Annotated in this window: 23 protein-coding genes and 1 pseudogene; 14 read left to right on the top strand and 10 right to left on the bottom strand. The window is 68.0% G+C overall.

What is annotated here, in order from left to right; genetic code table 11:
• Nucleotides 1-415, bottom strand: a 415-nt coding sequence (locus tag VFE83_RS09950; protein ID WP_324905624.1) for a GNAT family N-acetyltransferase, incomplete at its 3' end; no start/stop codon positions are given.
• Between the two features lie 4 nt (nt 416-419).
• Between VFE83_RS09950 and VFE83_RS09955 the strand changes: the two are divergent.
• The 5 genes and pseudogenes from VFE83_RS09955 to VFE83_RS09975 form a co-directional block, all read left to right on the top strand.
• Nucleotides 420-881, top strand: a pseudogene (locus tag VFE83_RS09955) (glutamine--tRNA ligase); the annotation flags it as partial.
• 37 nt (nt 882-918) lie between these two features.
• The gene (locus VFE83_RS09960) at nt 919-1,353 is read left to right on the top strand and encodes a hypothetical protein (protein ID WP_324905626.1); all 435 of its coding nucleotides are present in this window, start codon (nt 919-921) and stop codon (nt 1,351-1,353) included.
• Nucleotides 1,353-1,928 carry a nucleoside deaminase gene (locus VFE83_RS09965; protein WP_324905628.1) on the top strand — a complete coding sequence of 192 codons (576 nt, stop codon included), beginning with the start codon at nt 1,353-1,355 and terminating at the stop codon, nt 1,926-1,928. The genes VFE83_RS09960 and VFE83_RS09965 overlap by 1 nt, the downstream gene beginning before the upstream one ends.
• Before the next feature lie 63 nt (nt 1,929-1,991).
• Complete coding sequence (gene rlmM, locus VFE83_RS09970; RefSeq protein WP_324905631.1) at nt 1,992-3,050, top strand: 23S rRNA (cytidine(2498)-2'-O)-methyltransferase RlmM; 1,059 nt, start codon at nt 1,992-1,994, stop codon at nt 3,048-3,050.
• A gap of 110 nt (nt 3,051-3,160) precedes the next feature.
• The gene (locus tag VFE83_RS09975; RefSeq protein ID WP_324905633.1) at nt 3,161-3,850 is read left to right on the top strand and encodes a hypothetical protein; all 690 of its coding nucleotides are present in this window, start codon (nt 3,161-3,163) and stop codon (nt 3,848-3,850) included.
• 82 nt (nt 3,851-3,932) lie between these two features.
• Here the strand turns inward: VFE83_RS09975 and VFE83_RS09980 are convergent, their stop codons facing one another.
• Together VFE83_RS09980 and ubiH are read right to left on the bottom strand one after the other, a co-directional pair.
• Nucleotides 3,933-5,156, bottom strand: a complete 1,224-nt coding sequence (locus VFE83_RS09980; RefSeq protein ID WP_324905635.1) for an FAD-dependent oxidoreductase — start codon at nt 5,154-5,156, stop codon at nt 3,933-3,935.
• Nucleotides 5,153-6,424 (bottom strand): 2-octaprenyl-6-methoxyphenyl hydroxylase, encoded by a 1,272-nt coding sequence (gene ubiH, locus VFE83_RS09985; protein WP_324905637.1) that lies wholly within the window; start codon nt 6,422-6,424, stop codon nt 5,153-5,155. The genes VFE83_RS09980 and ubiH overlap by 4 nt, the downstream gene beginning before the upstream one ends.
• A gap of 53 nt (nt 6,425-6,477) precedes the next feature.
• Between ubiH and VFE83_RS09990 the strand changes: the two genes are divergently transcribed.
• The 9 genes from VFE83_RS09990 to VFE83_RS10030 all read left to right on the top strand — a co-directional run bounded on the left by VFE83_RS09990 (nt 6,478) and on the right by VFE83_RS10030 (nt 16,025).
• Nucleotides 6,478-7,077, top strand: a complete 600-nt coding sequence (locus VFE83_RS09990) for a DUF6580 family putative transport protein (RefSeq protein ID WP_324905639.1) — start codon at nt 6,478-6,480, stop codon at nt 7,075-7,077.
• Between the two features lie 40 nt (nt 7,078-7,117).
• On the top strand, nt 7,118-7,672 hold the full coding sequence (locus tag VFE83_RS09995; RefSeq protein WP_324905641.1) for a cob(I)yrinic acid a,c-diamide adenosyltransferase: 555 nt from the start codon (nt 7,118-7,120) through the stop codon (nt 7,670-7,672).
• A gap of 16 nt (nt 7,673-7,688) precedes the next feature.
• Entirely contained in the window at nt 7,689-8,609 is a 921-nt protein-coding gene (locus VFE83_RS10000) for a histone deacetylase family protein (RefSeq protein ID WP_324905643.1), read from the top strand.
• Nucleotides 8,610-8,846: 237 nt separating this feature from the next.
• Nucleotides 8,847-11,333 carry an LPS assembly protein LptD gene (lptD, locus tag VFE83_RS10005; protein WP_349255827.1) on the top strand — a complete coding sequence of 829 codons (2,487 nt, stop codon included), beginning with the start codon at nt 8,847-8,849 and terminating at the stop codon, nt 11,331-11,333.
• Nucleotides 11,330-12,697, top strand: a complete 1,368-nt coding sequence (locus tag VFE83_RS10010; protein WP_324905647.1) for a peptidylprolyl isomerase — start codon at nt 11,330-11,332, stop codon at nt 12,695-12,697. The genes lptD and VFE83_RS10010 overlap by 4 nt, the downstream gene beginning before the upstream one ends.
• A gap of 12 nt (nt 12,698-12,709) precedes the next feature.
• The gene (gene pdxA, locus VFE83_RS10015; protein WP_324905649.1) at nt 12,710-13,693 is read left to right on the top strand and encodes a 4-hydroxythreonine-4-phosphate dehydrogenase PdxA; all 984 of its coding nucleotides are present in this window, start codon (nt 12,710-12,712) and stop codon (nt 13,691-13,693) included.
• Nucleotides 13,690-14,502 (top strand): 16S rRNA (adenine(1518)-N(6)/adenine(1519)-N(6))-dimethyltransferase RsmA, encoded by an 813-nt coding sequence (gene rsmA / locus VFE83_RS10020; RefSeq protein WP_324905651.1) that lies wholly within the window; start codon nt 13,690-13,692, stop codon nt 14,500-14,502. Before pdxA ends, rsmA begins: the two co-directional genes overlap by 4 nt.
• A 112-nt stretch (nt 14,503-14,614) precedes the next feature.
• A complete protein-coding gene (gene apaG, locus VFE83_RS10025; RefSeq protein WP_324905653.1) occupies nt 14,615-15,001 on the top strand; it encodes a Co2+/Mg2+ efflux protein ApaG in 387 nt (128 codons plus the stop codon).
• Nucleotides 15,002-15,011: 10 nt separating this feature from the next.
• Entirely contained in the window at nt 15,012-16,025 is a 1,014-nt protein-coding gene (locus VFE83_RS10030; RefSeq protein ID WP_324905655.1) for a symmetrical bis(5'-nucleosyl)-tetraphosphatase, read from the top strand.
• Nucleotides 16,026-16,118: 93 nt separating this feature from the next.
• Here the strand turns inward: VFE83_RS10030 and VFE83_RS10035 are convergent, their stop codons facing one another.
• From VFE83_RS10035 to VFE83_RS10065, 7 genes are all read right to left on the bottom strand, one after another.
• The gene (locus VFE83_RS10035) at nt 16,119-16,616 is read right to left on the bottom strand and encodes a dihydrofolate reductase (protein ID WP_324905658.1); all 498 of its coding nucleotides are present in this window, start codon (nt 16,614-16,616) and stop codon (nt 16,119-16,121) included.
• 8 nt (nt 16,617-16,624) lie between these two features.
• Nucleotides 16,625-17,203 (bottom strand): hypothetical protein, encoded by a 579-nt coding sequence (locus VFE83_RS10040; protein ID WP_324905660.1) that lies wholly within the window; start codon nt 17,201-17,203, stop codon nt 16,625-16,627.
• Entirely contained in the window at nt 17,203-17,997 is a 795-nt protein-coding gene (locus tag VFE83_RS10045) for a thymidylate synthase (RefSeq protein WP_324905662.1), read from the bottom strand. Before VFE83_RS10045 ends, VFE83_RS10040 begins: the two co-directional genes overlap by 1 nt.
• A 13-nt stretch (nt 17,998-18,010) precedes the next feature.
• A complete protein-coding gene (lgt, locus tag VFE83_RS10050; protein ID WP_324905664.1) occupies nt 18,011-18,892 on the bottom strand; it encodes a prolipoprotein diacylglyceryl transferase in 882 nt (293 codons plus the stop codon).
• A gap of 103 nt (nt 18,893-18,995) precedes the next feature.
• Complete coding sequence (locus VFE83_RS10055) at nt 18,996-19,484, bottom strand: TPM domain-containing protein (RefSeq protein WP_324905666.1); 489 nt, start codon at nt 19,482-19,484, stop codon at nt 18,996-18,998.
• Between the two features lie 10 nt (nt 19,485-19,494).
• Nucleotides 19,495-20,394, bottom strand: a complete 900-nt coding sequence (locus tag VFE83_RS10060) for a TPM domain-containing protein (RefSeq protein WP_414674720.1) — start codon at nt 20,392-20,394, stop codon at nt 19,495-19,497.
• 77 nt (nt 20,395-20,471) lie between these two features.
• Nucleotides 20,472-21,107: a LemA family protein gene (locus tag VFE83_RS10065; RefSeq protein WP_324905670.1), complete on the bottom strand. Its 636-nt coding sequence runs from the start codon at nt 21,105-21,107 to the stop codon at nt 20,472-20,474.
• Nucleotides 21,108-21,222: the final 115 nt, after the last annotated feature.

A 21,222-nucleotide genomic window follows, 5' to 3' on the forward strand; every position in this document is an offset into this window, starting at 1 on the left:
CGCTCACCGTGATGCTCACGCTCCGGTACTCGTAGCCGAGCTGCTCGTTCACCGCGCGCATCGCGTCGTTACCGCGCTGGGTCCAGGTGACGATCTCGCGGATGCCGTTCTCCGCCGCCCACGCCAGCTTCGCGCGCTTCATCGCCTTCGCGATCCCACGGCCGCGCCAGGCGCGGCGGACGACGGCGAGACCATCCTCGGCGACGCCGTCGTCGACGTCGACGAGCCCCGAGTAGCCGACGATCTGGTCGCCGGCGAGCGCCACGAACGAGCCACCCGGCAGCGTCGCCTCGTCGCGAAGCCAGTCCTCGAGCCGCACGTGGACCGAGAAGACGGTCGCGAGGTCGGAGTAGCCCTCGGCCGCCGCGAGGTCGTAGCTGTCGCGCAGCAGCTCCGGGCGCTCCGCGATCGTCACGAGCGTGATCCCGGGCGGCGAAGTGCGCCTTCGCGGCGCGGGCATCTTCCGCTGCGACGAGGTGATCAAGGATGGCGACAAGGTCGTCGAGATCCGCGGCGAGCTCGACCCCGAATCGCGTCCCGGCATGGCCGGTGCCGATCGCAAGATCAAGGGCACCATCCACTGGGTCAGCGCGAAGCACGCGGTGAAGGCGGAAATCCGCCTGTACGACCGCCTCTTCATGGTCCCCGACCCGGACGACGACGAGAGCACCGGCAAGACCTACAAGGACCATCTCAACCCGGACTCGCGCCGCATCGTCAGCGGTTATGTCGAGCCGGCCGCGGCCATGGCGGATCCGGAGCAGTCGTTCCAGTTCGAACGCATCGGCTATTTCGTGGCCGATCGCTACGACCACCGCAACGACGCACCGGTGTTCAACCGCAGCGTCACCCTGCGCGACACCTGGGCCGCCAAGTCCTGATGCCGCACGCCCGATCGACGCAGAAGGAGTCCGTGCCATGCGCCACTTGCTGACTGCCCTGCTGGTTTCGTCGCTGCTGATGGTCGGCGCGTGCGCCGCCCCACCTTCGGACGGCGCGATGGCCGCGACGCCGGTGATAGACACCACGCAGCCTGTTCCGCCGGAGGCCACGCGTGCGCGTGCACCGGAACCTCCGCCGAAGGAACGCCATGCTGAACCCGCCCAGGCACCCGTCAAGGTCGATTTCAGCTGCAGGACCGACGCCGACTGCGCGGTGAAGAACGTCGGCAACTGCTGTGGCGCCAAGCCGGCCTGCGTCAACGCTGACAGCCCGACCGACCCGGAGGGCGTCAGGGCCGAGTGCGCGCGCAAGGGCATGATGTCGATGTGCGGTTTCAAGCCGGTCGAGGGCTGCCAGTGTGTGCAGGGGCAGTGCAAGGACAAGATCGCCGAAGTGGAAGCGGTGCACTGATGCTCTACGCGCAGGTTCACCTGACCCTTCCGGCCTGGGTGCACGAATCGGTCGACACCTCACGCGTGTATGCCGGCGACGAGTCGAAGGTGGAACTCGCCGTGTTCCTCTCGCGCACGAACATCGAGTCCGGCAGTGGCGGGCCGTTCGGCGCGGCGGTGTTCGGACCGGACGACCGCATCATCGCCGTGGGCGTCAACCGCGTGCTGCCGCACAGCTGCTCGGTCGCGCACGCCGAGACGATGGCCTACATGCTCGCGCAGCAGCGCACGCAACGTCCGCGCCTCAACGAGGATGCCGTCGGCACCCACATCGGTCCCATCACGCTGGCCACCTCATCCCAGCCGTGCTGCCAGTGCTACGGCGCCACCGTGTGGGCCGGCATCGACCGCCTGCTGATCGGCGCCCGCAGCGAGGACGTGGAAACGCTCACCGAGTTCGACGAAGGCCCGTTGCCGGCGGACTGGGTCGGCGAACTGGAGCGTCGTGGCGTCGCTGTGGTAAGCGACGTCTGCCGCGAGCAGGCGCGCGACGTACTGCGTGCCTATGGCGAATCCGGCGGCGCCAGGTACTGACGCTTCGCGGCCGCATGGCCGCGCTGTTTCTTCGCCAACGTTCGGACGGATCGACGCATCGCCATGCCAGACGCCCTGCTCTGCTACTGCCGCGCCGGCTTCGAGCCCGAACTCGCCGCCGAACTGAGCGATCGCGCCGCACATGCGGGATTTCCCGGCTACGCCCGCACCGACCGCAACAGCGGTTACGTGGAGTTCTTCGCCGACGACATCGCGTCGCTGACGCGCGCGCTTCCGTTCGGTTCGCTGATCTTCGCGCGGCAGAAGCTGCGCCGCTTCGTGGAACTGAAAGGGCTGGATCCGAAGGATCGCATCACGCCGATCGTGCGCGCACTCGAAACCACGCTGGGCAACACGTACACCTTCGGCGAGCTGTGGGTCGAGCATCCCGATTCCGACGAGGCCAAACCACTGGCCGGCCTCGCGCGCGCTTTCGGGAACGCACTGCGCCCGGCGCTGCGCAAGGGCGGCTGGCTGACGCAGTTCGATGACTCGCGCAAGAACCGGCTGCATGTCGTGTTCCTTGCCGGCGACCACGTACTGCTCGCCATCGGCGAAGCCGGCGACAGCGCGCCGTGGCCGCTCGGCATTCCGCGTCTTCGCATGCATGCCGATGCACCGAGCCGTTCCGCGCTGAAGCTCGAAGAAGCGGTGATGGTGCTGCTAAACGAGAAGGAGCGCGAGCGCCTCTTCCGCGAAGGCATGCGCGGCGCGGACCTTGGCGCGGCGCCCGGCGGCTGGAGCTGGGTACTGATGCGCCAGGGCCTGCGCGTGATTTCCGTCGACAACGGCCCGCTGCAGGAGAAGCTGCTGGAAAGCGGTCGCGTGGAACACCTGCGCGAGGACGGTTTCCATTGGCATCCGCGCTCACCGCTGGACTGGATGGTCTGCGACATGGTCGAACAGCCGCGCCGCGTGGCCGAACGCATGGCCACGTGGCTGCGCGAAGGCTGGTGCCGGCACGCCATCTTCAATCTCAAGCTGCCGATGAAGAAGCGCTGGGATGAAACGCGGCTATGCCTGGATCTGTTCGAACGGCAGGCGCACAAGTCGCTGCTCGTCCGTGCGCGGCAGCTGTACCACGACCGCGAGGAAATCACGGTCTTCGCGACGCCGCGATAACGCCGCGCTCACCTGCGTGAACCTTCTCCATCGCGCCGTTGCCGAATTTACCCGCGGTTGACCGTCGGGGGACTAGCGTCGCACTCGCCCCCAAACCGCGAGAGCACACGATGAAATCCGCCTACAGGTTCACTTCCATCGCGATCCCGCTGGTGGCCGCTCTCGGCATCGTCGGTCCGGCTTCCGCGCAACGTACCGAGGCCCGTCCGGCCGCATCCCAGCAGCAGGCCGAGGCCGTCGCGCAGGCGGCCACCGACGACGCCGCGGCCGCACGCCAGAGCGCACAGAGCGCACGCGACGCGACCCGCAACGCAGCCGGTGGCTATACGACCACGCACCAGCACGCAGCCGACGCCCAGAAGTCCGCGAATGAGGCGGTGAACGCCGCCCACGCAGCGCAGGGTGCCCAGGGCGTGGCCACGTCCGGCGCCAACCCGCGAGCCGGTGCGGCCGACGCCACCGCCGCCGCGAATGCGGCCGATGCTGCCAGCGCGCAGGCGCAGCAGTCGGCCGATGCCGCCGCGCAGGCCGCCAACCCGCCGGCTCCGCCACGCGCGACGCCGACGGTGTCGCCATCGCCGATGGCATCCGACCGCGCGCAGGAAGTCACCGCGACCTCCAGCCCGCCTGACTCGACACTCGCCAACAAGGTCGACTTCGACGCACTGGATGCCAATCGCGATGGCAATCTCAGCCGTACCGAGGTCGCGACCGACGCCACCCTGACGGCGAACTTCAACACGCTCGATGCCAACCGCGATGGTCGCGTCACCAAGCGCGAACTGGCCGGCGGCAAGTAAGACGCAGCAACGCCGCGCTCCATGCGCGGCCCGACGAGGAGCGGATCCCTTCGAAAGAAGGGATCCGTTTTTTTACGGGCCGTCAGCGACCCGCGGCATGGCGCCAGAACGCGTGCGTCAGCGGCGGCAGGCGACCGGCCATCCCGAGCAGGGGTCCGCGCAACAGCGTCGCGGCCACGGAATCGTTGGAGAACAGCCGGTTCAAGCCGTCGAAGGCGTAGGCAGAGACCGCATTGGCGCTGCGCTGCCCGCGCGCCCACCGCATCAGCTGGTCTCCGCTGCCCACGTCGGCTCCGCGCCGGCGCGACTGCGCGAGCGTCACGCGCAACGTACCCACATCGCGCAGGCCGAGATTGACGCCCTGCCCGGCGAGCGGATGCACCGCATGGGCGGCATCACCGACGATGGCCACGCGGCCGGCCAGCAGCGATTTCGCCAGTTGCAACCGCAACGGAAACGCGGCGCGACGTGACACGCGCGTCAGTTCGCCCAGCGTCTCGGCAAACGCGGATTGCAGCTCGCGCAGGAATGCGGCCTCGTCAACTTCGAGCAAGCGTGCGGCTTCCGGCTCGGGCAATGTCCAGACGATCGAACTGGTGCGCCCCAGTGCTTCCGGCGGCGCTTGCGCATCGTCCGCGAAAGGCAGGAACGCCAGTGGCCCCGTCGGCAGGAAACGCTGCCAGCAGGTTGCGTCGTGGGGACGCTCGCTCTGCACGAATGCCACCAGTCCACGCTGCGCGTAATCGCGGCGCGAGGCTTCGACGCCCACCAGTGAACGCAGCTTCGATTCGGCACCATCCGCGGCTACGACGAGTCGAGCGCGCAGCGACAGGCCGCTGTCCAGCCGCACGGTCGCGCCGCTTTCGTCCTGTTCCAGCGACTGCACGCTGTCGGGGCAATGCAGTTGCACGCCCGCGCCGGGCAATGCCTTCCAGAGGCGATCGACCAGCAGTGCATGCTCGACGATCCAGCCGAGTTCGCGTCGGCCGAACGCGTCCGCATCGAACGCCAGCTCCGCGCCGCCCGCGGCATCCCACACCCGCATACGCCGATAAGGCTGCACGCGTGCGGTGGCCACGTCGCGCCACACGCCCAGGTCTTCCAGCAGCGCCGCGTTGTCCGGCGCGAACGCGTACACACGCAGGTCGATGCGGTCCGAATCCGTCGATCGGGGTTCCCAGGCGGGCGGGGTTCGCGATTCGACCAAGGCGACGTTGAAGCCGTCCCGCGCGAACGCGAGCGCCGCGGCGGCACCGACCACGCCGGCACCGACCACCACGATGTCCAGCGGGGCCCGGCGGCTCATGCGCGCGGCTCCCGGCACAATGCAGGGACGTCGCCGCGATAGCCCATCGCACCGCCCACCAGATAGGCCTGCACCGACGGCAGGCGATCCACCGCGAACAGGCCCAGGCTGCGAAGCGGGCGCATCAGTGGGGCCTCGTTCGCGGTGAGCCGCGCCAGGCCATCGGAGAACTCGATGGTGCGCGTGCGGTCGTCCTGCCGGCGCTGCACGTAGGCATCCAGCAGCGCGGAAGAACCGCAGTCCGCCGCGGCGTCCTGCGCGCGCGCATCGGCGATGAGTTCGGCCAGCGTCAGCGCGTCCCGCAATCCCAGATTGAATCCCTGCGCACCGATGGGATGGATGGTCTGCGCTGCATTGCCCACCAGCACCGCGCGCGGGGCAATCACGCGCTGCGCCACGACACGCACCGCCGCGTGCGTGCTGCGTGGACCGCATGCGACGAAGCGGCCGGCGCGCCAGCCAAAGGCGGCCTGCGCACGTGCGAGGAACGCAGTCTCATCCAGCGCGGCCACGGCTTCTGCGTCCTGCCGGGCCACTGCGTGGATCAGGCCGTAATGGCGATCGCCGCGCGGCAGCAGTGCCGTCGGCCCCTCGTCGCCGAGTCGCTCGTACGCGGTTCCATCCGGCGTACGCGTCGTGCGCAGGCGGGTGACGAACAGGGCCTGCGCGTAGTCGTATTCATCGATACCGATGCCGAGCGCATCGCGAACCATGCTGCGCGTGCCGTCGGCCGCCACCAGCAGGCGCGCGCGCAACACGTGCTCGCCCGCGTCGTCGGCGACACGGACGGTGCGATGGCCGGCATCCGCTTCGGCCAGGCCCAGCAGGCGCATCGGACGGTAGCGCGTCAGTCCCGACAGCTCGGCCAGCCGGGCCTCGAGCGCCTCGCCGAAATCGCGTGCGACCACGACCCGACCGAACTCGGTGCGCCCATAGCGCGCGGCGTCCAGCAGGCCACGACCGAAGTCGCCCCGCCGGCTGATGTGGATGCGTTGGATGGAGCCCGCCGGCGCCCGCAGCTTCTGCAACACGCCGAGGGCGGAAAGCGCGTTGACCGTCGCCTCGGCGAAGCTCAGGTTACGCTCGTCGAACACGGCGGGAAGCGTGCCGGCAGGCGAGGCTTCAACCAGGCCGACGTCGATGCCGAGGCGTTCCAGGGCAATCGCCAGGCTGCTGCCGACCAGGCCGCCGCCGACGATCAGTACGTCGTGGATGCGGTCTGGGGAGTGCGAGGCGGACGGAGTCAATGAGGGGGCCGCAACAGGCATTGCGCTATGCTACTGGTTCCTGAAGGCCCTTACCTTCATCCAGACCTGTCCCGATGAACCGTCCCGCCTCCGAATCGCTCCTCGCCCCCGGCCCGCTCGTCCTCGCCGGCATGATCTTCGTCGCCGCGCTGACCCGCCTGCTGCCGCACCCGCCGAACTTCTCGCCGGTCGAAGCCGTGGCCCTGTTCGGTGGCGCCTACTTCGCCTCGCGCGCCGCGGCGATCGCCGTGCCGCTGATGGCGATGTTCATCTCGGACCTGGCGCTGGGCGCGATGCTCGGCGGCACCTACTTCGAACACTTCACCAGCCCGGCCTACCTGGCGACGTGGCTGACGGTATACGCCTGCGTCGCGCTGTCGGCGGTGCTGGGCTTCGGCCTGCGCGGCCGTGTCAGCGGCGCGCGCGTGCTGGGCTTCTCGCTGATCGGCTCGGTGCTGTTCTTCGTGCTGACCAACTTCGCCGTGTGGGCCACGGCCACGCCGATGACCGCGCATCCGGCATGCGTCTCCGGCGGCCTGCTGCCGTGCTACGCCGCGGCGCTGCCGTTCTTCCAGTGGACCGTGCTGGGCACGCTGTTCTACGCCGCATTGCTGTTCGGCGGCTTCGCGCTGCTGCGCCAGCGCGTGCCGTCGCTGCGCGCGCAGACGGTCTGATCGCGTCGGGACCGGGTTTCCGATCCCGATCCGCTGACGCATGGGCAACCGCCTCTCCAAGATCTACACCCGTACCGGCGACGACGGCACCACCGGCCTCGGCGACGGCAGCCGCGTCGCCAAGGACTCGGAGCGCGTGGCCGCGTACGGCACCGTGGACGAGGCGAATTCCTGCATCGGCCTGGTGCTGGCCTCGGACGTGCCGGACGACGTCCGCACCCTGCTGACGACCGTGCAACACCAGTTGTTCGACCTGGGCGGCGAGTTGTGCATCCCGGGGCACGCGGCGATTTTCGATGCCGACATCGAGCGCCTCGAGCAGCAACTGGATGCATTCAACGAACCACTGCCACCGCTGAAGGATTTCATCCTGCCCGGCGGTGGCGAAGCCGCGGCGCGCTGCCACATCGCGCGCACCGTGGTGCGCCGTGCCGAGCGCGAGGCGGTGTCGCTTTCCCGCATTGAAACCGTGCGGCCCGAAGCGGTGCGCTACCTCAACCGCCTGTCCGACCTGTTGTTCGTGCTGGCCCGCGTGCTGGCGCGTGCCAGCGGCCACGGCGAAGTGCTGTGGAACCACGAGCGGCGCAAGGGCTGATCGCGGCCAGCGCGCCATGCGGATCTACAGCCACCCTGCCTGTACCCGCCACGACCCCGGTCCGGGCCATGCCGAACGCCCGCTTCGCCTGGTCGCCGTGACCGAGGCCCTGCGTGAGCATTTCCCCGCACTGGAATGGGAAGAAGCCCCGCGCGCGAGTCGTGGCCAGCTGCTGCGCGTGCATGACGACGCGCTGCTCTCGCTGGTACTGGACACGCCCGTGGATGGCCCGATGCCGCTGGATCCCGACACCGTGCTGGCACCCGGTTCGGCCGAAGCTGCCCTGCGCGCCGCCGGTGCCGGTATCGCGGCCGTCGATGCGGTGATGCATGGCGAGTCGCTGCGGGTGTTCTGCGCGGTGCGGCCGCCCGGACATCACGCAACCTCGTCGGCCGCGATGGGCTTCTGCCTGTTCAACAACATCGCCGTCGCCGCGGCGCACGCCTGCGACAAGCATGGGCTCAACCGCGTCGCGGTGGTCGACTTCGACGTGCACCACGGCAACGGCACGCAGGCGATCTTCGATACCGACCCGCGGGTGATGTACCTCAGCTCGCACCAGATGCCGCTGTATCCGGACACGGGTTACGCGAACGAACGCGGCGTCGGCAACATCGTCAACGCACCGCTGCCACCGGGCAGTGGCAGCGAGGTGTTCCGGCGCACCTGGCAGGAACAGCTGCTGCCCGCACTGGAGTCGTTCCGCCCGCAGCTGTTGTTCGTGTCCGCCGGATTCGATGCACACAAGCGCGATCCGCTCGCGCAGATCGAGCTGGAGACCGAGGACTACACCTGGCTCACGCAGCAACTCGTCGCCACCGCCCGTCGCCACGGCGGTGGCCGCGTCGTCTCGATGCTGGAGGGCGGCTACGACCTGGGTGCCCTGCGCGAATGCAGCGTCGCCCACGTGGGTGCGCTGCTCGAGGGACTGGACTGATCTTTCGCTTGGGTTTCGGGCGCGGCCATCCGTCCCCGGACAACTCCCGAGAACGGGCGCGGGCTCGCATCACCATCGTTCCATGTCGCCGGCGAGGCGTTCGGGAAGCCCCCTTCGGGTGCCTTGACGCAGAAATGAACAGCGCTGGGAGCAAGATGTGACTCGCGTTGCCCGCTTGCAATGGATACGGCAAGCTAGCGGCCCGTTTCCCCCGACGCCCACGAATACGGTCTCCTAGTGCGCCAAACGCTACGACTGCTTCCGTTGCCGCTGTGCATTGCGCTAGCCCTGCCAGCGTACGCCGCCGACGGCGACGAGGAGAACTGGGGGCTGTGCCCCATCGTCGACGCGGTGCCGTCGTTCGATGACGCACCCGCTCCGGTCGGCGGCATCGCCGAACGTAGCCAGGAACCCACCGACATCGATGGCGGCCAGCTCGAACGCGCCGGCAACGAACAGGACATCGTCGTCCAGGACAACGTGCGGTTGAATCGCGGCGACCAGTTCCTGGGCACAGACAAGCTCACGTACAACGAGGAAACCGGCAAGTACAGCGCGATCGGCAACGTCCGCTACCAGGACTCCGGCATGCGCATCGTGGCCGAGCGTGCCGAAGGCGACCAGACCGCCGACCAGCACCGCATCGAGGACGTGCAGTACCAGCTCACCGAGCGGCGGGGCAACGGCGGCGCCGAGCGGATCGAACTAGATGGACCGAAAGGCCGCCTGGTGGGTTCGACCTATTCCACCTGTGCGCCGAACCAGCGCGCGTGGGAGCTGCGCGCCAGCAGCATCGACATCGACACCGAGGAAGGCATGGGCGTGGCGCGCAACGCCACGGTGCGCATCGGCAAGATGCCGGTGCTGTTCGTGCCATGGTTCATGTTCCCGGTCGACGACCGCCGCCGCACGGGCCTGCTGTACCCCAAGCTCTCGCTTTCGGGCCGTAACGGGCTGGATTACGAGCAACCGATCTATCTGAACCTGGCACCCAACTACGACGCCACGCTGTATCCACGCTACATGTTCGACCGCGGCGGTGTGTTCGGCGCCGAGTTCCGCTGGCTCTACGAAAAAGGCAAGGGCGAGGTCTACGCCAACTGGATGCCCAGCGACAAGCTTCCGGGCGACGAGCCGGGCCGCTATCTCAATCCGGAATTCGGCGTGCCGATGTCGAGCTTGCCGGAGAAGAACCGCGGCCAGTTCTCGCTGTCGGCCACTCACAACATCGACAGTACGTGGTATGCCGCTACCAATCTCGGTTGGGTCAGCGACACACACTACTTCGAGGATTTCAGCAGCAGCCTGTACGGCATATCGAACTACTTCGTCCGGAGCGACATCGGGGTGTACGGCCGGGGCCGCTATTGGAGCGGGGGTGTAATGGCCGATCATTACCAATTGGCCGACTACACGCTCACCGAAGCGAGCCTGCAATACGACCGCTTGCCGCGTGCCTATGGCAGTTGGGCGATGCCTTGGGGTACCCGTTTTGATGTGGGAGTGGACGGCGAGGCAGTTCGCTTCGAACATGAAGTGTTCGATGGTGGCAGCCGCCTGGACCTGAAGCCCTATATCGCGATGCCGCTGGATGGAGCGGCCTGGTTCATCCACCCGAAGCTGGCTTGGCGGTACACCGCTTACCAACTCGACGGCGACCTGGCCGACAGCCTGGCCCTCTCGCGTGCCAACACGTTTGCGGCAGCCAACGGCGTGCCGGTCACGCCAGAGCTGATCGCTGGCTTCCACGATCGGACTCCCAATCGGTCCGTCCCGATCACGTCCGTCGATGCGGGCTTGTACTTCGACCGTAATACGGAATTCCGCGGGAAGAGCTACCTGCATACGCTCGAACCGCGCATCTACTACCTCAACGTCCCCTATCGCAACCAGGACGGTCTTCCTGTCTTCGATACCGGCTCGATGACGTTTTCCTGGGGCCAACTGTTCCGGGACAACCGGTATACGGGTGCGGACCGGCAGACCGACGCAAATCAGCTGACGACAGCGCTGACGACACGTTTCATCAGCGAAGACGACGGACGGGAACGCATGTCCGCCAGCATCGGCCAGATCCAGTATTTCGACGACAGCCTGGTCACGCTACCCGGTCAGGTGCCAATCGAACAGGGCAAATCGGCGTGGATCGCAGACGGTACCGTCTCGCCAAACGATCGCTGGACAATCGGCGCGACGTACATGTGGAATCCCAAGTTCAGCGCCGAGGACATGACGAGCCTGCGGGTGCGTTACCTGCTGCGAAACAGTGGCGTCGTGAATCTCTCCTACCGCTACCGACGTAATGGCGCCTACCAGCCGGGAATTAGCCCGCCGGAAGACAAGGTCTTCTCGGAACAGGCCGACTTCTCGTTCCTGTACCCGATCAACCAGACCTGGAGCGTGGTCGGGCGCTACTACTACTCCTTCAAGGACAAGAAGGAACTCGAGTCCATCGCCGGCGTCCAATGGGAAAGCTGCTGTCTGGCGGCCCGCTTGGTGGGTCGCCGGTACCTGCGTAACCGCGATGGTGAACTGGACACACGCATCATGTTCGAATTCGAGCTGAAGGGCCTGGGCTCGGCCGGCCAGAACACGGAGCGCGTGCTGCGCCGTGGTATCCTCGGCTACGACCGCGACGACCTCTACCTCGTGCCGCCCAGCTCCACTGAGCGCCTCAACAACGGCGGCGGCCAAGTCGAATCCATCCCCGACCCGACCTTATGAAGAAACTACTCGCGTCCGCCCTCGCCGCCGCGGTGCTCTCCGCCACGGCCCTGACCGGTGCGGTCGCCTTGGCCCAGGAGCCGGCCGCCGGCGCCGCCCAGCCCATCGACGGCATCGCCGCAGTGGTCGACGAGGACGTGATCCTCAAGACCGAGCTGGACCGCGCGGTGAACAACATCCTGGCCCAGTACGCCGGCCGCGAGAACCAGCTGCCGCCGCGCGACGTGCTGGAGCGACAGGTGCTCGAACGCCTGGTGCTGGTCAAGCTGCAGGTCGCCCGCGCCCAGGGCACTGGCGTGCGCGTGACCGACCAGGAGATCGAGCAGACCATCGCCAACATCGCGGCGCAGAACCGGGTCACCCCGGAACAGCTGCGCCAGCAGCTGGCACGCGAAGGTACGCCGTATGCGGACTTCCGCACTTCGATCCGCGATGAACTGCTGATCCAGCGCCTGCGCCAGCGTTTTGCCCAGAGCCGCGTGACAGTCAGCGAGGCCGAGGTCGACGCCGCGATGGCCGCGCAGGCCAATGCCGGGAGCCAGTACCACCTGGCCCACATCCTGGTCGCGCTGCCCGAAGGCGCGACGCCGGAACAGATCGCCACCGCCCAGAAGAAGATCGAAGGCGTGAAGGGCCTGATCGACCGTGGCGAGATGGACTTCGCTGCCGCCGCGGTCCGCTACTCCGACAGCCCCAACGCGCTGGAAGGCGGCGACCTGGGCTGGCGCAGCGTCGATGAGATCCCCAGCGCGTTCACCTCGCTGATGCGCAACATGAAGGCCGGCGACGTGACCGCGCCGATCCGCGGCCCGTCCGGCTTCCAGCTGGTCAAGCTGGTCGAGACCCGCGACGCATCGCAGGCGGCGCCGGCGCTCGTCACCGAGTACCAGGCACGCCACATCCTCATCCGCGTCGACGAGCAGACCGACGACGCCAAGGCGAAGGCCAAGGCCGAGACCCTGCAGGCCCGCCTAATGGGCGGGGCCGACTTCAACGTGCTGGCGCAGGAGAACTCGCAGGACCAGAGCTCGGCCAGCCGCGGCGGAGAACTGGGCTGGTTCACCCGCGACGAGTTCGGTCCGGAGTTCGGCAATGCGGTCGCCAGTCTCCAGCAGGGCCAGGTGTCCGGGCCGGTGCGCACGCAGGCCGGTTACCACCTGATCAAACTGGAAGGCAGCCGCCAGGCCGACGTCGGCGACAAGAACCGCCGTGCCCAAGTGCAGGAAACCATCGGTCGCCGCAAGCTGGAAGACGAGTGGAACCGCTTCCTGCGCGAGATGCGCGGCGAGGCCTTCGTCGACGTTCGCGTCGGCAAGGCCGCCGAAACCACCGACACGCCGGCCCCCGCCACCAGCGGCGGCTGAGGCCGGACGGCCATGACCCCTGTTCGGCTCGCGCTGGTGCCGGGCGAGCCGGCGGGCGTCGGGCCCGAGCTTTGCGTGCGGCTCGCCCAGCAGCCGCGCGAGTATTCCCTGACCGTTTTTGCCGATCCGCGCGTGCTGCGCGCGGCGGCAGACGCGCTTTCGCTACCGCTCCACCTGGTCGGGCCGCATGCCTCCGCGACCGCGCCGGGCGAGCTGGCGCTGGTCGAGATTCCCGGCGAGACCGTTCCCGCCTTCGGTCGGCCGGACCCGCATAACGCCGCGTCCGTCATCGGGGCCTTGCGTGAGGCCGCCAGCGGATGCCTGGAAGGCACCTTCGCCGGAGTGGTGACGGGTCCCGTCCACAAGGCAGCCATCAACGACGGCGGCATCCCCTATAGCGGCACAACCGAACTGCTAGCCGAACAAGCCGGCTGCGACGTGGTGATGATGCTGGCCAACGACATCGTGCGAGTGGCCTTGGTGACCACCCATCTGCCGCTGCGCGACGTAGCCGACGCCATCAGCGCCGAGTCTGTGTCCCGGACGCTGCGGATCACCCACGCCGCGCTACGGCGCGACTTCGGCATCGACGAGCCCGTGATCGCGGTGCTCGGCCTGAACCCGCATGCGGGCGAAGCCGGGCATCTGGGTCGCGAGGAACTCGACATCATCATCCCGGCCATGGACGCGCTGCGCGCCGAGGGGATGCAACTGGTCGGGCCGCTGCCCGCCGACACGGCGTTCCTGCCCGCCAAGCTGCGCGGCTTCGACGCGGTGGTCGCGATGTACCACGACCAGGGTCTGCCGGTGCTCAAGTACAGCGGTTTCGAGCGTGCGGTGAATCTCACCCTCGGCCTGCCCTACCCGCGCGTCGCGGTGGACCACGGCACCGCGCTGGACCTGGCCGGCCTCGGCACGGCCGATCCGTCCAGCCTGTTCGCGGCCGCCGAGACCTGCGCCCGCATCGCCCGCAACCGCCTTACCCTGCCCGCATGAGCACGCGCAGCCACCCTTTCACCGAGCCGGCCAAGAAGCACCTCGGCCAGCACTTCCTCCACGAGCGGCGGATCATCGACAAGATCGTGCAGGCGGTCGATCCGAAGCCGGGCGATCGCCTGGTCGAGATCGGCCCGGGCCAGGGCGCCATCACGTTTCCGCTGCTCGACCGCCATGGCGAGCTCACCGTCATCGAGTTCGATCGCGACCTGATCTTCCCGCTCACCGAGGCCGCGCGCGCCCACGGTACGCTCGAGGTGATCCATCGCGACGTGCTGACCGTGGACTTCACCGCGCTGGCGCACAACTTCGGCGGACAGGGACAGATCCGGCTGGTCGGCAACCTGCCCTACAACCTGTCCTCGCCGATCCTGTTCCATGCGCTGGACCACGCCGCCGCCATCCGCGACATGCACTTCATGCTGCAGAAGGAAGTGGTGGACCGCATGGCTGCCGGTCCCGGCAGCAAGGTGTATGGACGACTCGGCGTGATGCTGCAGGCGTACTGCCATGTCACGCCGCTGTTCGACGTGCCGCCGGGCGCGTTCCGTCCGCCACCGAAGGTCGATTCGGCTGTGGTGCGGCTGGTGCCGCGCGCGCCGGAGACGATCGGCGTCGACGACCCGGCGACCTTCTCCGCCGTCGTGCGCGATGCATTCGGCCAGCGCCGCAAGACCCTGCGCAATGCACTGTCGAAGCTGTGCGATGCGGCCGCGATCGAAGCGGCCGGCGTGCGTCCGGATGCGCGTGCCGAACAGATCGCGGTGCAGGACTTCGTGCGCCTGGCGAACTCGCTCAAGCCGTCCTGAGCTCGCGCCACGCGGCGCGCTCGTGTTCGCCGCGGCGCAAGCGGGTTCACGCCGCGGCGACGTCTATACGCACCATTGACCCATTCCGCGCGTCACGCCCTACACTGTCCGCATGGAACGCAGTGCCACCGATTACGCCCTCGATATTTCCGTAGCGACCCGCTATCTCGACGATCAGTCCGAGCCGGGCAAGGATCGCTACGTGTTCGCCTACACCATCAGCATCCGCAACTGTGGCCGCGTGCCCGCGCGCCTGACCCATCGCCGCTGGCTGATCACCGACGGCAACGGCAAGGTGCAGGAAGTCGAGGGCGAAGGCGTAGTGGGCGAGCAACCCTGGCTGCGTCCCGGCGACGATTTCGAATACACCTCCGGTGCGGTGCTGGAAACCACGCACGGGATGATGGAAGGCACCTACAGCCTGGTGGCCGACGACGGCACGCAATTCGAGGCGCCGATTCCCGCTTTCAGCCTTTCCGTGCCCCGCACGCTGCACTGAGCCCACACGCATGAGCATCTGGGCCATCGGCGATCTGCAAGGCTGCTACGACGCCACACAGCGGCTGCTGGAGCGCATCGCCTTCGATCCGGCGTGCGACCGGCTGTGGTTCTGCGGCGACCTGGTGAACCGCGGCGGCCAGTCGCTGGAGACCCTGCGCCTGGTGCATTCGCTGCGCGAACACAGCATCGTGGTACTGGGCAATCACGACCTCTCGCTGCTCGCCATCGGCGAGCGCAGCGACGAGGAACAGCGCAAGGTCAACCCGGACCTGCAGCGCATTGTGCTCGCCGAGGATCGCGACGAACTGCTCGGCTGGTTGCGCACGCAGAAGCTGGTGCATGCCGATCGCGAACTGGGCTGGATGATGGTGCACGCAGGCTTGGCGCCGCAGTGGACCACGCAAATGTCCGAGCGCTTCGCACGCGAGGTCGAGGAACGTCTGCACGGCGACCAGTACCGCCGTCTGCTCAAGAACATGTACGGCGACAAGCCGGCGTGGCATCCCAAGCTCGCCGGCATTGATCGCCATCGCGCCATCATCAACGTGTTCACGCGCCTTCGTTACTGCACGCCGCGCGGCCGCATCTCGTTCGAGGACAAGGGCAGCCCGGGCACGCAACCAGTGGGTCTGTATCCCTGGTACGAAGTGCCCGGCCGCGCCGAGCGCGACCTGAAGGTCGTGTGCGGCCACTGGTCGACGCTGGGCCTCTTCATCGGCCATGGCGTGCATGCCATCGACACCGGGGCGGTCTGGGGCGGCAAGCTCACCGCGCTGCAACTGGACACGGACGAACTGCGCATCGTGCAGGTCGCCGGCCGCGACGTGCCGGCGCAGCCGCCGAAGCCGAAGCCGCCGTATCACTCCGACGACCGCCGGTCGCGCTCCAGGCGCAACGGGCCGCCGCGTTCCGGACATCAGCATCGTGGTTCCGGGAATGGCCGTCCGCAGCAGCACGAGGGGCGGCGCGATCGCCCGCAGGAGCCCATAACACCGTCACCAGCCGAAAGCGATCACGACTGACCGGCCTGCACGGTTCCTGTAGGAGCCAGCTTGCTGGCGACTCACTTAACGATCCGGATCACAGTCGCCAGCAAGCTGGCTCCTACCTGTCGCTCACGCGTCTCGCAGGTAATCCACGAACTCGAATGCGAAGACGTGTTTCGCATCGCTTGCGTGCTGCTCGCGCGCGACCACGCGCCATTGCGACGGATCGAACGCTGGAAAGAACGCGTCGGCGCCGTCCACCTCGGTGTCGACATGCGTGAGATGTAGGCCCGTGGCAAGTGGCAGGCATTGCGCGTAAACCTCGCCACCGCCGATCACGCACAACTCGCCGGCCCCGCCGCCGATTGCGGCCTGCAGCGCCTCATCGATGGACGCCACCGCTTCCATGCCCTCGAACGGAACCTGACCCGACCGCGTCAGCACCAGGTTCCTCCGCCCGGGCAGCGCGCGTCCAAGCGACTGCGCCGTCTTGCGCCCCATCAGCACCGGCTTGCCCAGCGTCAGCGCCTTGAAGCGTTTCAGGTCGTCCGGCAGCCGCCACGGCAGGTCGTTGTCGCTGCCGATGGCGCGGTTGCGGTCGAGCGCGGCGATCAGGGACACGACCATGGCCCCGGTCATTGGTCCGCTTCCGCCCTGCAGCGCTCCACCGCCGGCCCAAGATGTTCGGCAGCGCCACGCTCCACGCGCTCGCGTGCCGCGGCATTGTCCTGCATGTTCAGGGGTGATGCCTTCAGCGCATCCTTCAGGTTTGCACCGATCGTCGCATTGTTGCCGACCTGGAGCGCGACCAGACCTTCGCTGCCCTTGACCCGCAGCTGCACCAGGTACGCCTGCAGCGCACTCGTAGTGAACGAGCGCACCACCGCATCCACCAAAGCCTGTCGCGTCGCCGGATCGGCAAATGCCTCTTCAAGTACGGGGCGCAGGTACTCGCGCGTGTAGGCACCGAGGGCGGCCTGCATCGCAGGGCATGCGTCCATCTGCGCTTGGCCTCCCAACGCGGCCGAGGCCTGCTGCTGCACTGCCTGCTCGAGATCGCGCACGGTGCCGTCCACCAGCTGGGCGTGCATAAAGCGCATGAACCACTGATCGTAGAACCGCTCGGCCACTGCGCGGTCCGCGGGAGCGTCAGCAGCGTGAGCCGCACCTGCCGCCAGCACGCCGGCCAGCATCATCGCGAGGAACGGGCGCATCACACCGCCACCGGCGCCTTGATGGCCGGGGCCGGGTCGTAGTTCTCGATGGCGATGTCGTCGAAGGCGAAGCTGAAGATGTCCTTCACCTGCGGGTTCAGGCGCAGCTGCGGCAGCGCGCGCGGGGTGCGCGTGAGCTGCTCGCGGGCCTGGTCGAAATGGTTGGAATACAGGTGCGCATCGCCCAGCGTGTGCACGAAGTCGCCCACGCCCAGCCCGCACACCTGCGCGACCATGTGGGTGAGCAGCGCATAGCTTGCGATGTTGAACGGCACGCCCAGGAAGATGTCGCCGCTGCGCTGGTAGAGCTGGCAACTGAGTTTTCCGTCGGCGACGTAGAACTGGAACATCGTGTGGCACGGCATCAGGGCCATGCGCGGCAGGTCGGCGACGTTCCAGGCGGACACGATCAGGCGGCGCGAATCGGGATTGCGCTTGATCTCCTCGACCACCCAGCGGATCTGGTCGATCTCGATGCCGTCGGCGCCCGCCCAGCGCCGCCATTGCTTGCCGTAGACCGGACCCAGCTCGCCGTCCGCGTCGGCCCACTCGTCCCAGATGCTGACCTTGTTGTCCTTCAGGTAGGCGATGTTGGTCTCGCCCTGCAGGAACCACAGCAGCTCGTGCACGATCGAGCGAAGGTGCAGCTTCTTGGTCGTGACCAGCGGAAAGCCTTCGCGCAGGTCGAAACGCATCTGCCAGCCGAACACGCTGCGCGTCCCGGTGCCGGTGCGGTCGGACTTGTCGGTGCCGTGTTCCAGCACGTGGCGCAGCAGGTCGAGGTACTGCTTCATTGCATCGCTCCGGTTACCTGGTCGCCGCGGGCATCGGCTGCGGCTGCAGCGTGGGCTGGCGACGCGACCACAGCAGAAGCCAGTACAGGCCAAGCGCGATCAGCGGCAGGCTCAGCAGTTGGCCCATGGTCAGCCAGCCGAAGGCCAGGTAGCCGATCTGCGCATCGGGCACCCGCACGAACTCCACGATGAAGCGGAAGCAGCCGTAGAGCAGCGCGAACATACCCGACACGGCGTAGCGCGGGCGCGGCCTGCTGGAGAACCACCACAGCACCAGGAACATGACCAGCCCCTCCAGCGCGGCCTGATACAGCTGCGAGGGATGGCGGGCGTACTGATTGAGCGCACCGGTGGCGAACTGTGCGTGGATCTGCTCCATGCTCCAGCCCGCAAACTCCGGCGCGCGCGGGAACACCACGCCCCAGCCGGCCTCTGTGGGCTTGCCCCAGAGCTCGCCGCCGATGTAGTTGCCCAGCCGGCCGAAACCGAGGCCCGGTGGCACCAGCGGCGCGAGGAAGTCGACGGTGTCCATCAGGTGCAGCTGGTGGCGGCGCGACCACCACCACGCGGCGACCACCACGCCAATCAGGCCGCCGTGGAAGCTCATGCCGCCTTCCCAGATCCGCAGCAGCATCAGCGGATCGTGCAGCAGCTCGCCAAAGGAATAGAAGAAGACATAGCCCAGCCGCCCGCCGAGCACCACGCCGAGCATCGCGTAGAACAGCAGGTCGCCGTAAGCCTGTTCGTTGACGCCGGGCAGGCGTCCGGCGCGCACGCGCAGGCGCCCCAGCCACCAAGCCGCCGCGAAGCCGAGCAGGTACATGATTCCGTACCAGTGCACCTGCACCGGGCCCAGTTGGAAGGCGATCGGATCGATCTGGTGCAGGACGATCATGCGGCGGTGGGGCTCCGGACGGCGTGGCGGTTATTGTGCCCGACCCCGGCCGCCGCCGGCTTGCCGTTGTGGCCGGCCGCGCCCGGGCGTGAAGCATCGATGCTCAGAGGATGTACGGCAGGTCCGGCAGCTCGTTGATGTCGTGCGTACCGTGATCGCGCGGGAAATGCTGGACCAGCAGCTCCGACATTGCCGCCACGCCGGCCAGCACGCCCGCTTCGGCCTCGCCGGCACGCAGGTGTTCTTCGACCAGTCGGCACACGCCTTGCCACTGTTCGTCGCTGACGCGCCCCTGGAAACCGCGGTCGGCCACGATCTCGATGCGGTGATCGGCCAGCAGCAGGTACAGCAGGACGCCGTTGTTGGCGTGCGTGTCCCACACTCGCAATTGCGCGAACACCTCGTGCGCACGGTCGCGCGCCTGCTGGCCTGCCAGCACCGCACGCGGATGCAGCGCCGGCTCGACGGCGAAACAGATCTCTCCGCTGTGGCGCAGCTCGCTCTCGGCGATGGCCTGGGTGATCCGCTTGAGGCTTTCGCCCGGGAACAGCCGCCTGGCCGACGGGGGGAACAGATGCTTCAGCACGCGCATGTTCCGTCCCTCACCAGCTGCCGGAGGCGCCGCCGCCTCCGCTCATGCCACCGCCACCGCCCCAGCCGCCACCGCCGCCGCCAAATCCACCCCCACCGAATCCGCCGCCGCCCCAACCGCCATAGCCGCCCCAGCCGCGGTCGCGCGCATAGCGCCCGCCGGTAGGCAGGGAGGCCAGGCCGAGGAAGAAGCCGATCGCGGCGCCGAGTCCGCCGACCAGCAGCAGCGAGGAGAGCAGCCACGCGACGCCACCGGCTGCAGCACCGCCAACCAGTCCGCGGATGAGCGACGGCGCACCGCGGAAGATGCCGCGTGCCACCTGCGCGACGATGAAGGCCACGAACAGCGCGACCAGCCAGCCACTGCCATCGCCGCGACGTTCGGCTGTGTGGTCGGCCATCGGCGCCGGCAACGGTTCCCCGTCGATCAGCTTGACCAGTGCCGCGGAGGCATCGGTGATGCCGCCGGCGTAGTCGTTGGCGCGGAACTTCGGCACCAGGTATTCCTGGATCACGCGCGCCGACGTGGCGTCGGGAATCGCGCCCTCCAGGCCGTAACCCACCTCGATGCGCACGCGCCGGTCGTCCTTGGCGACTACCAGCAGCACGCCATCGTCGACGCCCTTGCGCCCGATCTTCCATTGCTCGAAGGCGCGCACCGCGTACTGGGCGATGTCCTCCGGCTGCGTCGTCGGCACCATCAGCACCTGCAGCTGGCTGCCCTTGCGTTGCTGTAGCGCGAGCGCCTGGCTTTCGAGCTGCTGCCGGGTCGCCGCATCGAGCGTACCGGTGGTGTCGATCACCGGCGAGGTCAGCTCGGGAATGGGAGCCAGCTCCTGCGCCTGCGCCAAGGCGCACGCGACCAGCAGCACGAGGGCCGCCAGCCGACGCCATGCGAAACCCCTCTCCAGGCGAGAGAGGGAACGGCCTGAAGGTTCGGACACGGGATGCACCTGCGCGCTGCGCTCGTACTGCAGTCAGACGTCGATCAGCCGTTCGACGGCGCGGGCTGCGGCTGCTGCGCCGGCGGCTGCTGCGCCGGAGTACCGAAGTCCACCTTCGGCGCTTCCTGGATCTGTGCTTCGTTCTCGACGCCGAAGTTGGGCCTGGCCTTGTGGCCGAACACCATCGCGGTGAGATTCACCGGGAAGCGGCGGATGGTGGTGTTGTAGTCCTGCACCGCCCGGATGAAGCGCTGGCGCGCCACCGTGATCCGGTTCTCGGAGCCTTCCAGTTGCGCCTGCAACTGCAGGAAGTTCTGGTCGGCCTTCAGCTGCGGATAGTTCTCGCTGACCACCAGCAGCCGGCCGATCGCGCTCTGCAGTTCGCCCTGGGCCTGCTGGAACTGCGCCAGCGATTGCGGGTCGTCCGCGTTGACGTTGATGCTGCCCACGCGCGAGCGCGCTTCGGTCACCTGCGTCAGCACCTGCTCCTCGTGGCTGGCGTAACCCTTCACCGTGGCCACCAGGTTGGGGACCAGGTCGGCTCGGCGCTTGTAGTTGTTGAGCACCTCCGACCAGGCGGCATCGACCGCCACGTCCTTCTCTTGGATGGTGTTGTATCCGCAGCCGCTCAGCATCGCGACCAGGATGAGCAGCGCGAACGCCTGCACAAGACGGATCATGGGGGAACTCCTTCCGTGACGTTGGCCGGCATTCCACCACCCGGCCCGTCGTCGTGCAATGAGGTCCCGGCTTTGTTACGCCGGCGTTATCGCCCAAAAGAAAACGGCCTCCCCG

The organism is Lysobacter sp. (assembly GCF_035655815.1).
Taxonomy (GTDB): Bacteria; Pseudomonadota; Gammaproteobacteria; order Xanthomonadales; family Xanthomonadaceae; genus Lysobacter_J.